Below are 14,190 nucleotides of genomic sequence, written 5' to 3' on the forward strand. Positions count from 1 at the left end.
ATCACGTCCAGCGGGTAATGCAAGCGTTTGAGTACTTTTCCCACACCCGGACCCAGCTTCTCGGTCATCGATCACGTCACGCATTAAGGCCCGTCAGCATAGCAGAACGACTTATTGCGACAGTTCCGGATATACACTATCGCGGCTCAATGGCTGGCCCGCACGTTCCCCTGCCGACGCTTCGCCGACCACCTCGCGGTGACCTGCGCACGGCTCGGGGCCGATGTGGTTCGCTACTCCTTCATCGCAGTGGACTTTCACCACCTACTCCTTGCCGGTCCCCCGGCGCACTCAGAACTTGTGCCGTATTGCTGCTCGAACCACGAATTGATTCGAGTTCGAGGAAACGTCTGCCGCCCCCGGAACATAGGCGACGTCAAGCACCGTTTGGGTCTTGTCGCCGCCGACGTGCTGATAGGCGCCCTGCAGATAAAGATCCGTACGCTTCGACAGATTGTAGTCCGCCATCAACCCGATCGTCTGATAGTTGGAATGCAGCTTACCGGTGGTCGCGTTAAAATCGGCACGCGTATAGGTGTACATCGCACCCACGAAGAATGCCGGCGTGAACTGATACTTGCCATTCACTTCGAAGTTCTGGAAGCGCAGCGAGGACACGGTCGATCCGGCGGGCGGGGTGATCGCGCCAACATAGCCGGAGCTGACCGGTTGCGTGACATCGCTGTTCGTGTACGCGAAGCCCAGCGTTGCTGAACCGATCGTATAGTTGATCCCCGCGCCGAAGACGCGCAGGCGTTGCGCCAGGAAGTTTTCGTCGCCGCCGTTGTTAATCGCGCCAGTGGCCGTTGAAGACGGATTGTTGGCCTGCAGGTACGATGCCGCGATCAACAAGGCGCCATTCGTGTACTGCGCCCCCATGCTGTACTGTCGGTTGTTGGCGAAATTTGTGTCGTTGCTGAAGCTATACGTGCCGCCGAACTGGAAGCCGGCGAGCGACGGACTGGTGTACTTTACGGTATTGTTTACGCGAAACGTGTTATCCGTGTTGTCGTTGTCGTACGGGTGGGAAAACATGTAGCCTGCCCAGTTGCCGTTTGCGGTGGTCTGCGCGAGAAAGTCGACCAGCGAGTCATATTGGCGACCCAGTGTGACCTTGCCATATGTGTCACTGGTGACGCCAACGTAGGCCTGTCGCCCGAACATCAAGCCGCCCTGCGCGAGTTTTCCGTTGTTCACATCGAAGCCGCTCTCGAGCTGGAAAACTGCCTTCAGACCGCCTCCGAGATCCTCTGCGCCCTTAAGACCCCATCGGCTGCCTTGAACGTAGCCGCTCTGCAACTCGTAGACCTTGCTGCCGCGCACGTTATTGGTGAAATCAAAGCCTTCGTCGATCACACCGTAGAGCGTCACCGAGCTTTGCGCATAGGCAGACACTCCGAAGCCCGCCAAGAAAGTCGCCAACAGAAATTTCGCTTTCATATCATCGTCTCCAAACATGGTATTTACGACAATTAATTTCGACTACATAGTTATTGACGTGAACAAAATTGGACTCTGTATTTCCTATTTCGGACCGGCGCATTCATTCGTTCGCCAAGTCGCATAGACCTCGCAATACCGCACCGATCCCCATCGGGCGGCAAGCCTCGACTGAAACCGTAGCCGCGCGACGTCGACCTATCCACTCCAGTTTTCCTGCTGTTTTGACCTCGAGTACGTGTCTCCCAATGCGGAGTCTGGTCACGATGTATTGGTGCAGCCGGCAATCACCTACCCTTGACATCGGCCGCAACCTCGCATTACTTGTGCAACAACTGACTCAGGAATTTCTTCGCCCTGATATGCGTCGGATTGCGGAAGAATGCATCCGGCGGCGCGCATTCGATGATTTCCCCGCCGTCCATGAACACGACTCGATCAGCCACTTCGCGAGCGAATCCCATCTCGTGGGTCACGCAGATCATCGTCATGCCGTCACGCGCGAGGCCGGTCATCACGTCGAGTACCTCCTTGATCATCTCCGGATCGAGCGCCGACGTCGGCTCGTCAAACAGCAGAATCTGGGGCTTCATGCACAACGCACGCGCAATTGCGACGCGTTGCTGTTGTCCTCCCGACAGCTGCGCGGGATATTTCTTCGCCTGATTCGATATGCGCACGCGTTCGAGATTTTCCATCGCGATCGCTTCGGCTTCGTCCCGCGATGCCCGGCCCGTTCGGATCAAGGCCAGCGTGCAGTTGTCGACCACGGTCAAATGGGGGAACAGGTTGAAGTGCTGGAATACCATTCCGACATCCCGGCGCACGCGCGACAACCCTTTCATCTTCGCGTGCATCTCGATACCGTCCACAACGATCCGGCCCTCCTGGTGCGTCTCGAGTTGATTGATGCAACGGATCAGCGTCGACTTTCCGGACCCTGATGGGCCGCACACGACGATGCGCTCACCGAACGCCACGCTCAAGCTGACGTCGTGCAGCACCTGGAAGGTGCCATACCACTTCGATACACCCTCGATCGATACTGCGATTGATTCGGACGCCCGCGCGTGCGTTACAGCCGGCTCGCTGGATCGCCTCATTTGGAATGCCATGTCTTCCTCCAACTCTTCAAACGTTTTATTCGATTGCTGCTGAATCATCGATTCGGTGTGCCCACCCCAAAGTAGCGCTCCACTCTTCCGACCAACACAACTGCGATCAGCGCCAAGGCCAGAAACAGCACGCCGGCAACGAGCATGGGCTCCGCGTAACGATAGGTTTCTGACGCTACGTCCATCGCGCTGCCGAGCATCTCGGGAACGGCAATTACGGCCAGGTATGGCGTGGACTTCAGAATCGAGATCGCATAAGCCCCCACAGGCGCGGCCACGTTTCGCAGCATCTGCGGCGCGACGACGTAGGAAGTGGTATCCCACCAGTTGAGCCCGAGGCTCTTCGCGCCCTCACTCTGCCCGACTGGAACCGCATCGATGCCGGCCTTGAACACTTCCGACATATATCCGGAATAGTAAAAGCTCAGACCGAATACACCGATGAACAGCGCAGGCAAAACGATTCCATAGGAAGGAAGGACGAAAAACAGAAAATAGATCTGAACGAGCGCCGGCGTCGACCTGATTGCATCGATGATGAACTGAACGATGGGACGCATGACGCGATGAGAACGCCGCAGCATTTCCCACACAAAGCCGAGCGTCAACGCCCCTGCAAAACTGAGGATCGCAACCAGGATAGTGTTTCCGATACCTTCCAGTACCTGCGGCACGATCCGCAACGCAAAATCGAAATCGAAGTTCATGACCGCCCTCGCCGGCTCCCGTGCGACGTCTCCAGATAGCGCCCGAAGATAGTCACCGGATAACAGAGAATCAAATAGGAAAACAAAAGACTCGAGTAGATAAGCAGCGGGTTGTAGCTCAGCTCAGAGATCTGCTTAGCGCGAAACGTCATGTCCGTCAACGTGATGAGGGACACCAGCGCGGTTCCCTTTATCAACTGGATAAGATCGTTGATGAACGTCGGTATCATGGCCCGGATCGCCTGCGGCAACTCAATGAAGCAAAGCACCTGGAAACGGTTCAACCCAAGGGCAAGCCCCGCCTCGCATTGCCCGCGCGGCAGCGACTGCAATGCGGCACGAACCGACTGGCTGCTGTATGCACCCGCGTTCAATCCAAGCACGAGTGCCCCTACCGTTATTCCCGAAAGGTAGACGCCAAAAGCCGGGAGCGTGTAGTAGAACGCGTATAGCAGCACGATAACGGGCGAGCTTCTCCATAGCTCGATGATGAAAGTAATGATCTTGCGCGAAGTGCCGGTCGCGAAATTCTGCGAGATTCCTGCGAACAGCGCGAACGGAACCGCATACAGGAGCCCAAGCGCGGTCACGGCCGCAGTTACGCCGAACCCCTTGTATATTCCGATCATGACGTCAAGAAAACTCATGCGAACGCTCCTCTGATTGACATAGCCTGGTCATCGATAATCCGCACCGCATAACTGTTTTGCAGTTACGTCGGCGGGCACCATCTCGGCTTCACCGAAACCATATTTTTCAAAGACCTTCCTGATCGAGCCATCGGCCTTCATCCTGGCAAGCCCATCGTTGTACAGGCCACGTAATTTCGAATCCTCGGGCCGGAACGCGATCGCCGCGTAATTGGCCACCCGCTGCCCATTCTTCACCAAACCGGTAAATGGCGTTGCGCGTTCGAGCCGGTCGCCGATATTCGGATCCTTGAGCGTGCTGATCACGGTGGCTGCCGATTCGGTATCGGCGTCGATGCGGCCGGCCATCAGCGCGCCGACGGAAGACTCGACATCCTTGAGCAAAAGAATTCGGTCCTTCGGGATTCCGGCGGCCATGGCATGCTCGACCGCCGAGCTTCCGCGGCCACCGCCAAGCCGGATCGCCGGATTCTTCACCACGTCCGCAAAGCTGTGGATGTTGAGGGGATTCCCTTTCTTTACCAGAATGGCATCGCCGATCGCCAGATCAGGATTGCTGAAAATCACTTGCTTGCAGCGCGGCGGTGTAATCGCCAGGCCGGAAGCGACGGCGTCAATACGCCTGGAAAGCAGGCTCGGGATCAGCGCGTCGAAATCCACGACAACGAAGTTGATCTTCTTCACACCCGCCTGCCGGAGAACCGCCCGAATCATGTCGGGACCGACGCCGGCAACACTGCCATCGGCATTTCGATATCCCCACGGTGCCCGATTGTGGATCCCCACCGTGATTTCGCCGCTGCGAATCGACTCATCGCCGCCCGACTGCGCATGTGCAATGGCGGCGCCGGCCACCACGCCTGCCGCGGCAAGAACAAACGCAAGCCATTTGCTCCGCGCCTGCATCCTCATGACTGTCTCCTTTGCTTTTGTTGATGTGTAGAGTATACTTGGCATACCAAGCATGTCAAGAAACGTTCCGCGCTGGCGCGCCCGTACTTTCCCGAGTGGCGAAACGGCCGGACCGATCCGAGACGCTGATAAACAGACCAAGACTGGAGACACCTTTGCCCTTGTACGAGACCGTGCGCGATGAACTCCTAAAGCGAGTCAGGAACGGCGCCTACGCTGTCGATACGCCCATTCCGTCCACCGCCATGCTCAGCGAAGAATTCAAGGTCAGCGTGATCACCGTGAAGCGGGCGTTGCGTGACCTGCAGGCGGCCGGCGTGCTCGTCACGATTCGCGGCAAAGGCGCCTATGTGAAGAAGCAGCAGCGCATCCTGCGTCAGCTTGATATGCGCATGTCATCCCTTCACGGGGCCGACATCAGCTTGATCTCGGTGACGCGCGAAAAGATCGCCGATCGGTCCATGGCCGCGCTCGACGCCCCCAGCCATGCAATGCTCTGCGTCAGGAAAGTCATCTCTTCGGATGGCGCGCCGTTTCTCTATGACGCCAGCTACCTCTCGGCGAACGTCGACGACGAAATCGTCGACGAATTCGGCAGCAGCTTTATCGTCGACACGCTCGAGCGACGCGGCATCCCGCTCCTCAAGACGCGGATCGTCGTTGAAGCCTTCCCCGCTTCCGATCGCGCTACCGAGATATTTGGCGTTCCGAACGGATATCCGATGCTGCGTCGCATATACAAGATGATTACTGCCGACGCGAATTTGACGATCTATGGCGTTGTTCAAGCCCCGTTCGATCGCCTCGCCTGTTCCATCGACATTCCGTCTCACGACATGGAGATCCAGAGATGACCGCAGTTCAACTCAACATTCCCGCCGTCTTCCGTGCGCCAGCTCCCCCGGTACCCCAAAGCGAACTTCGCCAGCGTTTGACCAACATCCGCCAGGAAATGGCAAAAGCTGGAATCGACGTCGTTGTTCTGACGGACAAGAAGAACGTCGATTACTTCACGGACTACCAGGAGCTTTCCTGGGATCACAAGGCGCGGCCGGTCTTTGCCGCCATTTCGTCACAGGATTTCGCGCTGTTCGGCAGCCTCGGCGAAGCCACGACCGTCCAGCTCAGGGAGCGGATTTTCGAGCCGGTCTACTACAGAGGCTTTCTCGACGAAGCGGTGATCGCGGTTTCGGACTGGGTAAGGAACAAGACAACCGGAAGTGCCGCCCATATCGCGCTGGACTACGGTCAGGACATGTTCGGGCGCGGCTCGTTGGGTTTGATCGACGCGCTCAATTCGATCGATGCGAACGGTCGAATCAAGAGCGCGGCGGACCCGATCTGGAAAGTCCGGCTGATCAAATCCAGATTCGAAGCCGATCTCAATCGGACCGCATACGAGATCGTCAACGCCGCATTTGATCATACGATCAAGCAAGCCTATGTCGGCATGACGGAGTACGAACTTTACTACCTGATGCAGGCCCAGATCTATCTGAATGGCGCCGAAAGCGCCGATCCGATCGCGATGCTCTTTTCCAGCGGCGATTTCGCCTATTGCCGCGCGGCTAAGGATCGAAAGCTTGAACTCGGCCACTACGTGTGGACCGATTTTCGCGCGACCTACGGTGGCTACCCGGCCGATCGCAACCGGATTGCCCGTGCCGGCGACCCGAAGGGCTGGGAACTGGAGACGTATACGGCCGTGAGATTGCTGACGCTGGAGGTTGCCAATCATATTCGTCCCGGGTTGACGTGCGCAGACGTGTACCGGCACTTCGACAAATTGTGGCGCGAGGCCGCGCTGGGCTCCGTGTACACCGCAGTCTCGCGCATCGGCCATGGCGGCGGCCTCGACGTGACCGAGCCGCCGTCGCTGTCGGGAACCGACACGACGCTGATCGAGCCCGGCATGATCCTGCACATCGAGCCGAAGCTCGAACGCGACGGCGCCGTGTTTCAGTTCGAGGAAGTGGTCTTCGTCACCGAGTCCGGCATCGAATTTCTGTGCGCGACGTCGCCGGAAACGCTGCCGGTGATTCGATAATTTTTTGACTTTCCACAGGTTTCACATGTCAGGCACTACACGAATCTGGTCGACAATCGACTATGAGATGAACGGCAAGCAAGTCGATTGCTTGCGACTGCCGATTTCCACCGACACGTCCGCGTATGGCTGGATTCCGATTCCGGTCATCTGCGTGAAAAATGGCGACGGCCCAACCGCGGTCCTGCTCGCGGGCACGCACGGCGACGAATACGAAGGCCAGATCGGCCTCACGCGCATCGCGAGGCAACTGGTCCCCGACAATCTGCACGGCCGCATCATCATCCTTCCCTCACTGAACTTTCCCGCGGTCAAGGCAGGACGACGTGTTTCGCCCATCGACGAAGGCAACCTCAATCGCGTATATCCCGGTCGTGCGCACGGTACCGCCACCGAAATGATCGCGCACTACGTCTGCGAGGTTCTCCTGCCGATGGCCGATCTGGTCGTTGATCTCCACTCGGGCGGCCACTCGCTCGACTATATGCCGTGCGCACTCGTCCGGGGCGCAAAGACGGACGCGGAAAACGAGCGCCTGCACGAACTGCTGCGCGTGTTCGGCGTGCCGCTTGCCGAATTTACCGACGGTGCCGGTGGCGGCGGCAATACCACGCTGCCCGCGGCAGCTGCCGAAGTCGGCGTGCCGGTCATCACGGCCGAGCTGGGTGGAGGCACCACGCTTCACGGCCACGGCTGCACGCTGGCCGAGCACGGCACGCTCAGGCTTCTCAAGTATCTCGGAATCCTGTCGTCATGCGACGTGCCCGAACCCGCGCCGGTCACATTGATGAGTTGCGAGAGCACGGACCTGTTCGTGTATGCCGATGACGACGGCCTGTTCGAGCCCATGGCACAGCTCGGCGAGCGAGTCGAGGAAGGCCAGCTCGCCGGACTCCTGCACTCGATCGACCGGCCGCATGACCCGCCCTTCGAAATCCGCTTCCGTCGCGCCGGGCTGATTGTTTGCAAGCGGCATCCGGCATTGGCGAGCCGCGGCGATTGCCTGTTCGGACTTTTGGAAAACGCCGCCGCGTCACACCTCTCGGGAGCCAACTGATGAGCCGACTCAATCCCAACATTTCCGGCATGAAATGCATCCAGTGTGGGTTGGTACACGCGCTGGACGACTATTTCGAAGGTTGTCCGTCATGTCTCAGCGCGGGCACACCGGCGAGCGTCGCACCGCATTACACCGCGTTCCCGGCCGAATTGAATGCTGGAAACATCACGGACTGGATGGCGTATCGCGGTACGACAGGACTGGGAGAGGGCAACACGCCCTTATCGAGCCTGCCCCGGCTCGCGGCCGCGCTGGGCGTCGACGCGCTGTACACGAAGAATGAATTCTGCAACCCTACCGGCTCCCACAAGGACAGGATGGGTGCAATCGTTATGCAGCGCGCGGTCGATATCGGCGCAACGACCGTCGCCGTTGCATCGAGCGGTAACGCCGGGGTTTCGACGGCGGCCTATGCCGCCCGCGCCGGCATCGAATGCGTGGTCGTGACGACGCCGGACATCAGCCCGAACTGGCGCAGAGCAATCGAAATGCACGGCGCGCAAATCATCGCGACCGACGATTCGGACGATCGCTGGGCCCTCATCGCTCAGCGTGCGCGGCAGGGCGAGTGGTATCCGGTGACCAATTCGATCATGCCGCCCGTCAGCAGCAATCCGTTCGGAGTCGACGGTTATCGCGCCATCGCATTCGAGCTCCATCTGCAGTTCGCAACGCATCCGCCCACGGACATCATCGTTCCGACCGCGCGCGGCGATGTGCTGTGGGGTATTGCGAAGGGCTATCAGGACCTGCACGACTCGGGCCTGGTGCGCGCCATTCCCAGGGTTCATGCTGTCGAACCGTTCCCCCGCATCAGGCTCGCTCAACAGGGGCACGGGATGGTCTGCAGCGACTATTCCGGCGATACGGTGATGGAGTCGATTGGCGGCAACACTGTTACCCGGCAGACCTTGCTTGCCCTCGAGTCGACCGGTGGCCTGGGCGTCGCGGTCCGCGACGACGAAATCATCGGCGACCAGCTTGCGCTGGCCCGTGAGGGGCTGTACCTCGAACGCTCTAGCGTTGCCGCGCTCACGGGCTTGCGCCGATTGATCGATCATGGGCAAATCAGACACGACGCTCGCGTCGTCTTGCTGGCCACCTCACATGGCTACAAGGAACCGCCCGAGTTCAGTGATCGGCTGCCCGTTTGCGAGATGTCCGGCAAATCGTGACCTTGTGGGGCGATGAAGAGACCCGCTGAAACGCCCGGAGCATCTTCCGGGCGCTTTCGTTCGAGGAGCAGTTTCTGGCCCCTCCCTACATTTGCATCAACTGGTCGATCACATTTCCGCCAGCGAGTCGAAGCGACCCTACAGCCATCGCTCGCTTTCGCGGATGCTGCTGGTACGCTCAGAGAGTGCGCTCCTCGAGTGCGATAGCTGCGCTGATCGAGTTCGAGAAATCGGTGGCGATGTGCGTTGGACTGGCGGCTATTGCCGACGCAGGATTCGCCGATGACTAGCATGTTCTCGCCGGAGGTCCTGAACTTCGGGACATGCAATTGGAAGCAGCCCTGTGGCAGCTTCGGATCGATGGACCAGCAGATTTCAGTGAGCATGAACCTCGCGCTAAGGATAATCCCTTCTCTCAAAGAGTTAGCACCGGCTGAACCATCGATCAGCCGGTGCTTTCGCCATATCTCGTAGAACTCGAATTGTGGAAGACTCGCTGTAGATCTGCTTTGGAACAACCTTAGCGAGTTGCGTTCCACACGTAAAAGTTTCGTGGTCTAGTTAAGTGATCGTTAGTTCCTTTGTGCCGCGAGAAATTTATGGGGCAATAACCAAACTTGCCATCCAGTCCACCGGCCGCCTTTCCAATACCCCGAACAGCTTCAGGCGTAGGAATCTTGTTGGCGGCGGGGTCTGCGCCCTCTGCGACTCGATTCTGGAACGGCATTTTCCAGAACGACGGATCGCCGACCCAAAATGGCATAGCAGCGCCGCGCGCCGTAACGTCAACCGATGAGTCTGAGGTCGCATCATCGCAATCAAGCTGGATGATGCCCAGGAGTGGTCGCTCTTCGATATCGCACAATTTTTCCGTCGCTGGCTAGCCTTACTTATCATACCTAGTATAACTATATAACTCAAGCACGTCAATGTCCTGTCCGGTCGAAACTGCATCGCCGCGGGGCCCCTGCTATGACGCCCCGTGGGACGGTAGCCTGTGACCGCCAATCGAACCAGTATGCGTTCGTCGGATGCTTGGGATACTAGGCATGCGGACCGCAGGCGAGCTATAGTCCGGTTGATCCGCATCGACATGAGCACGAGAGCCATCTTGATCAAGCCCCAACTACAACCCTCACAGTCGCTGCATGAAACAGTACGCGAAGAGCTCCGACGACGCATTGCAGCCGGCACCTATTCTCCCGACGTCGCGATTCCGTCGACGGCCATGCTCAGCGGAGAATTCGGTGTCAGTTCGATTACGATAAAGCGCGCGCTACGCGACCTACAGGCTGCAGGGACCCTGGTATCGATTCCCGGGAAAGGAACATACGTCAAACAACAAAAGCGGCTGTTGTATCAGCTCGACGCGATGCAGCCGTCGTTTGACGATTCGAGCATACGTTCGGTGTCGGTCACGAGAGAGAAAATATCCGATCCGACCATGAGTACGATCGCCCCGCCCGATCACGTGATGCTCTGTGTCCGAAAAACGATCTGGATGGACGATGCGCCTGTCGTGTATGACACGACCTATCTTTCTCCGGATATCGGCGACGACATCGTGGACGAGTTTGGAGAGCGCTTCGTCGTTGACGCGCTGGCCAGGCACGCAATCGACGTCACCCAGACCCATCTGGTCATCGACGCGGCACCCGCCACTACCGAAGTGGAAGAAATATTCGGCGTTCCCAATGGCTATCCCATGCTGCGGCGGTTATACCGGATGATGACGAGCGAACCCGAAATTATCGTTTATGGCATCCTTCAGGCGCCGTTTGACAGGCTAGCGTGTACCGTGGACTTTCCTTGAAATTCAAGCAATCTCCTCGTCGGCCTAACTCGATCGCATCTGAACTTCGGCGATGAGCGTCCTTTAGCCTTGGCGCGACTCGACACAAGGGCGCGCATCGCCACCAAAAGCAAAGCCTGCGCGGCACGGAATCCCGGCGACGACGCGCGCGGGCGCAGCGCAATAATGGCCCATCGCGCAGCCGCCTGTGCCCATGCGCCGCGACAAGCATACCGCGCCTCCCAAACCATTCGAGCCTTCCGCCTATCGCCCAGCATAGGCATCGATCTTTTCTCCTACGACAAAACGTCCGATCCGGATCAGTAACCGCGCGCAAATCGGTTCCGTATCAGAAGCCATATCTTGGTACATGGTTTCCCCCGTTGACATACCTAATATACCAGCTATGCTTACACACATGATGACGCAGCACACTTTCAACACGGAGGAGCATCGGGATGAGGCTGAATGTGGTTTTGGGTACGCTCGTGGCGGTTGCCGCCCTTCTGGGAGCATCGACAACTCAGGCGCAGGGTGTCCTGAGTAAGGCGAAGGCAACTGGAACGATTAGGGTAGGCATCTTCAATCAGCCTCCGTGGGGCTACGTTGACGCAAACGGAAACGTCAAAGGGCAAACCGTCGATATCCTCAGGGCAGCATTTGCGGGGCTTGGCATTACGAAGATCGATGCAGTCGTCGCGGACTTCGGCGCGTTGATTCCGGGCCTGACATCCAAGCGCTTCGACGTTATTGCCGCCGGTCTATATATCAAGCCGGAGCGCTGCAAGCTCGTTGCTTTCGGGAACCCCGACATCCAGATGAGCGACGCGCTTCTGGTTCCGAAAGGCAATCCGAAAAACCTGCATAGTTATGCCGACATTGCGAAAGACAAATCGGTGATGCTGGCCACGGGCAGAGGCAGTGTCGAATACCAGCACGCCATCGATGCAGGCATCCCGAAAGACCGGGTCAGCGCCTTCACCGACACGGACGCCGAACTTGCCGCGCTGACTAGCCACCGTGCCGACGCCGTCGTGGAGACCGCCGCGACGATCAGCGTATGGGCCAAAGCGTCCGACAAGCTCGAGCGCGCGCTCCCCTTCACACAACCGGTCGGCGCCGACGGGAAAGCGCTCTACGGCTATCCGGCGCTCGCCTTCAGACCGGCCGACGCCGACTTCCGCGACGCGTACAACGCCCAGCTCAAGAAGTTGCGGGAGAGCGGCAAGATGCTCGAAATTCTCAAACAATACGGCTTCTCGGAGGCGGATCTTCCGCCCGAGAACCTGACTTCGACCGATCTCTGCAAGTAAGTAGCCGAAGAAGTACCTGACCGAAACGTCCCCGGGGGCTGCCACGCCCCCCCTTTATCATCCAGGGTAAGCCATGAAACCGGCAGGCCATCACGCCAATCAAAGCGAATCTTCGCCGTGCGTCGAGCACATCCTTTTCCCCAGTCAGCCGAGCCACCACGACGCCGGCGTCCTGGCGCAGTTTCTTTCCGGGTTGACGTACGAGGACATCCCGGCCGACGTCATTCACATGGCCAAGCTGATCACGCTCGACACGATTGGATGCATCGTCGCAGGCGTCGAAACGGAATTGGGCAGGGATATTCTCGCCGCCTACGACCCAGGAAATGCAGGGGGGGGCTGCTGTATACCCGGCACCGCGTTGCAGTTCCCCTCATCACTCGCCGCGAAGATCAACGGATGGCTTTCCGACGTGCTTGATTACGAGGACACTGCAAGTGGCCACCCAAGCGCCACCGTCATTCCCGCCGCACTGGCGGTCGCCGAGCGACTGAATGCGACACCCCGACAACTGCTCACCGGTATCGTGGCCGGATACGAGGCGGGCCTTCGCGTTCACGATGCGACGCGCGCGAGCCCCGAAGCATATCGGCGATTTGCTGTCTATCACGCGTGGCACGGTATGGCCGCCGGCGCTGCGGCCATGGTCGTTTCCGGTGGTACGGAGGCACAGTTCCGCTCAGCGCTGGGCCACGCCGCCGCGAACACCAACATACCGCTTTGGTACGTTCAATATGGCCGGCCGGCGCATGCGTTGAAAGCCAACTATGGCCAGATGGCACTGGGCGGCGTCGATGCCGCGCTTTGCGCGCGTCAAGACATTGTCGGGCCCTTCGCGATGTTGAGCGATGCTGAACGCGGCTTTGCACGCATTATCGGCTCGGACCAATTCGATCCGGCTCAGTTTTCGTCGGCCTTGGGCGAAGAGTGGCGAACCAGAAAGGTCATGCTGAAGAAGTTTCCGAGCTGCGCGTTCCTTCACACGACGATCGATGCGGTGTCCCGGATCACGCAGGCGAACGGGATCGTTCCGGATGAAGTCGAGAAGCTTGAAATTCGGTGCTTCGCGAGAATCGTGGAGTGGTTTTCCGATAAGGCGCCGAAATCCGCACTTGATGCCCAGTTCTCCGTGGAATACGTATCGGCGATGGCACTGCACGCCATCGAGCCTGGGCGCGGGTGGTATGCGCCGGATATCTTCAACGACCCGGCGATCGCTCGATCCATGATGAAGATGGACGTAGGCATCGACCCAACGGCCGAGCAAGCGTTCTGGAGCGAAGACGAACAATGCATGTCGACGGTGACCGCATTGATGAAGAACGGTTCATCGTATACGGCGAGCGTCGGTTGGGCGCCCGGTGAATGGCAGAGACCCCTCAGAGATGCGAACGTTATCGAGAAATTCCTCAATAACGTGAGTGGAACATCGCTGGAAAATCGGGGCTCGCAGATCGTCGAGATAATGATGCATCTCGAGGAATTGCAGACACTGGACGACCTTATCCAGCTGCTGCGCGCGGGTTGATTTCTTGATCTCAGCAAAAAGATCAGCGGCGACCGGGCCCGCTCTGCGCAGGTTACCAGCGACGCCCGGTCGATCGGCAGCGATCGGCAGCGATCGCTATCCATCCCTATGGCGCCGCCGACGATCTCAAGACGGTGGCGGGACGGCTGCGTTCAAAAAAATACCGGTCAGCCCGTTTGCATCGAGGAGGGCCAGTCGAGCCTACGCCCAGCCCCACCACGGTCCCATCCGTTAGGAACTGCGTCGCAAAGGCGTGCCGTTGACGCTGGAAGTAACCGGCCGAGTTTGCAGACCGGCAGACGACCGCTACACGCAGTTCTCCTAGTCCGTTGAACCAGATGAATTGCACCGGATTCGCCGCGATGGATCGGAGTACTTCCATTTCAATGGGAGTGCTTGCTTATTGTATTGAAGTATGTACCGCATGAGCTTTTTGTCGAGATCCCTGGTG

12 protein-coding genes and 1 pseudogene are annotated in these 14,190 nt (G+C 58.7%); 7 read left to right on the forward strand and 6 right to left on the reverse strand.

What is annotated here, in order from left to right:
- Nucleotides 1-291: 291 nt before the first annotated feature.
- From AB4Y40_RS42215 to ehuB (AB4Y40_RS42235), 5 genes are all read right to left on the reverse strand, one after another.
- Nucleotides 292-1,440, reverse strand: coding sequence for a porin (locus tag AB4Y40_RS42215; RefSeq protein ID WP_368692918.1), 1,149 nt, complete (start codon nucleotides 1,438-1,440; stop codon nucleotides 292-294).
- Between the two features lie 320 nt (nucleotides 1,441-1,760).
- Nucleotides 1,761-2,543 carry an amino acid ABC transporter ATP-binding protein gene (locus tag AB4Y40_RS42220; protein WP_368692929.1) on the reverse strand — a complete coding sequence of 261 codons (783 nt, stop codon included), beginning with the start codon at nucleotides 2,541-2,543 and terminating at the stop codon, nucleotides 1,761-1,763.
- 56 nt (nucleotides 2,544-2,599) lie between these two features.
- The gene (locus tag AB4Y40_RS42225) at nucleotides 2,600-3,262 is read right to left on the reverse strand and encodes an amino acid ABC transporter permease (RefSeq protein ID WP_368692919.1); all 663 of its coding nucleotides are present in this window, start codon (nucleotides 3,260-3,262) and stop codon (nucleotides 2,600-2,602) included.
- Nucleotides 3,259-3,909, reverse strand: coding sequence for an amino acid ABC transporter permease (locus tag AB4Y40_RS42230; protein WP_368692920.1), 651 nt, complete (start codon nucleotides 3,907-3,909; stop codon nucleotides 3,259-3,261). Before AB4Y40_RS42230 ends, AB4Y40_RS42225 begins: the two co-directional genes overlap by 4 nt.
- A gap of 30 nt (nucleotides 3,910-3,939) precedes the next feature.
- Nucleotides 3,940-4,824, reverse strand: coding sequence for an ectoine/hydroxyectoine ABC transporter substrate-binding protein EhuB (gene ehuB / locus AB4Y40_RS42235; RefSeq protein ID WP_368692921.1), 885 nt, complete (start codon nucleotides 4,822-4,824; stop codon nucleotides 3,940-3,942).
- 161 nt (nucleotides 4,825-4,985) lie between these two features.
- Between ehuB (AB4Y40_RS42235) and AB4Y40_RS42240 the strand changes: the two genes are divergently transcribed.
- The 7 genes from AB4Y40_RS42240 (at nucleotide 4,986) to AB4Y40_RS42270 (ending at nucleotide 13,739) form a co-directional block, all read left to right on the forward strand.
- Complete coding sequence (locus AB4Y40_RS42240) at nucleotides 4,986-5,678, forward strand: GntR family transcriptional regulator (RefSeq protein WP_368692922.1); 693 nt, start codon at nucleotides 4,986-4,988, stop codon at nucleotides 5,676-5,678.
- Complete coding sequence (locus tag AB4Y40_RS42245) at nucleotides 5,675-6,871, forward strand: M24 family metallopeptidase (RefSeq protein WP_368692923.1); 1,197 nt, start codon at nucleotides 5,675-5,677, stop codon at nucleotides 6,869-6,871. The genes AB4Y40_RS42240 and AB4Y40_RS42245 overlap by 4 nt, the downstream gene beginning before the upstream one ends.
- 67 nt (nucleotides 6,872-6,938) lie before the next feature.
- The gene (locus AB4Y40_RS42250) at nucleotides 6,939-7,928 is read left to right on the forward strand and encodes a succinylglutamate desuccinylase/aspartoacylase family protein (RefSeq protein ID WP_368692924.1); all 990 of its coding nucleotides are present in this window, start codon (nucleotides 6,939-6,941) and stop codon (nucleotides 7,926-7,928) included.
- The gene (locus AB4Y40_RS42255) at nucleotides 7,928-9,106 is read left to right on the forward strand and encodes a pyridoxal-phosphate dependent enzyme (RefSeq protein WP_368692925.1); all 1,179 of its coding nucleotides are present in this window, start codon (nucleotides 7,928-7,930) and stop codon (nucleotides 9,104-9,106) included. Before AB4Y40_RS42250 ends, AB4Y40_RS42255 begins: the two co-directional genes overlap by 1 nt.
- Before the next feature lie 1,111 nt (nucleotides 9,107-10,217).
- Nucleotides 10,218-10,919, forward strand: a complete 702-nt coding sequence (locus AB4Y40_RS42260; RefSeq protein ID WP_368692926.1) for a GntR family transcriptional regulator — start codon at nucleotides 10,218-10,220, stop codon at nucleotides 10,917-10,919.
- Between the two features lie 437 nt (nucleotides 10,920-11,356).
- Entirely contained in the window at nucleotides 11,357-12,211 is an 855-nt protein-coding gene (ehuB, locus tag AB4Y40_RS42265) for an ectoine/hydroxyectoine ABC transporter substrate-binding protein EhuB (RefSeq protein ID WP_368692927.1), read from the forward strand.
- A gap of 73 nt (nucleotides 12,212-12,284) precedes the next feature.
- Nucleotides 12,285-13,739 (forward strand): MmgE/PrpD family protein, encoded by a 1,455-nt coding sequence (locus AB4Y40_RS42270; RefSeq protein ID WP_368692928.1) that lies wholly within the window; start codon nucleotides 12,285-12,287, stop codon nucleotides 13,737-13,739.
- Nucleotides 13,740-14,060: 321 nt separating this feature from the next.
- Here AB4Y40_RS42270 and AB4Y40_RS42275 read toward each other — a convergent pair.
- A pseudogene (locus tag AB4Y40_RS42275) lies at nucleotides 14,061-14,190 on the reverse strand (IS630 family transposase); the annotation flags it as partial.

The sequence above is a fragment of the Paraburkholderia sp. EG287B genome, from assembly GCF_040965595.1.
GTDB lineage: Bacteria > Pseudomonadota > Gammaproteobacteria > Burkholderiales > Burkholderiaceae > Paraburkholderia.

Coding starts and splice junctions, on each gene's coding strand:
- ehuB (WP_368692927.1), top strand. CDS start 11,357: ATGAGGCTGAATGTGGTTTTGGGTACGCTCGTGGCGGTTGCCGCCCTT.
- ehuB (WP_368692921.1), bottom strand. CDS start 4,824: ATGAGGATGCAGGCGCGGAGCAAATGGCTTGCGTTTGTTCTTGCCGCG.
- AB4Y40_RS42220 (WP_368692929.1), bottom strand. CDS start 2,543: ATGAGGCGATCCAGCGAGCCGGCTGTAACGCACGCGCGGGCGTCCGAA.
- AB4Y40_RS42255 (WP_368692925.1), top strand. CDS start 7,928: ATGAGCCGACTCAATCCCAACATTTCCGGCATGAAATGCATCCAGTGT.
- AB4Y40_RS42245 (WP_368692923.1), top strand. CDS start 5,675: ATGACCGCAGTTCAACTCAACATTCCCGCCGTCTTCCGTGCGCCAGCT.
- AB4Y40_RS42250 (WP_368692924.1), top strand. CDS start 6,939: ATGAACGGCAAGCAAGTCGATTGCTTGCGACTGCCGATTTCCACCGAC.
- AB4Y40_RS42215 (WP_368692918.1), bottom strand. CDS start 1,440: ATGAAAGCGAAATTTCTGTTGGCGACTTTCTTGGCGGGCTTCGGAGTG.
- AB4Y40_RS42230 (WP_368692920.1), bottom strand. CDS start 3,909: ATGAGTTTTCTTGACGTCATGATCGGAATATACAAGGGGTTCGGCGTA.
- AB4Y40_RS42270 (WP_368692928.1), top strand. CDS start 12,285: ATGAAACCGGCAGGCCATCACGCCAATCAAAGCGAATCTTCGCCGTGC.
- AB4Y40_RS42225 (WP_368692919.1), bottom strand. CDS start 3,262: ATGAACTTCGATTTCGATTTTGCGTTGCGGATCGTGCCGCAGGTACTG.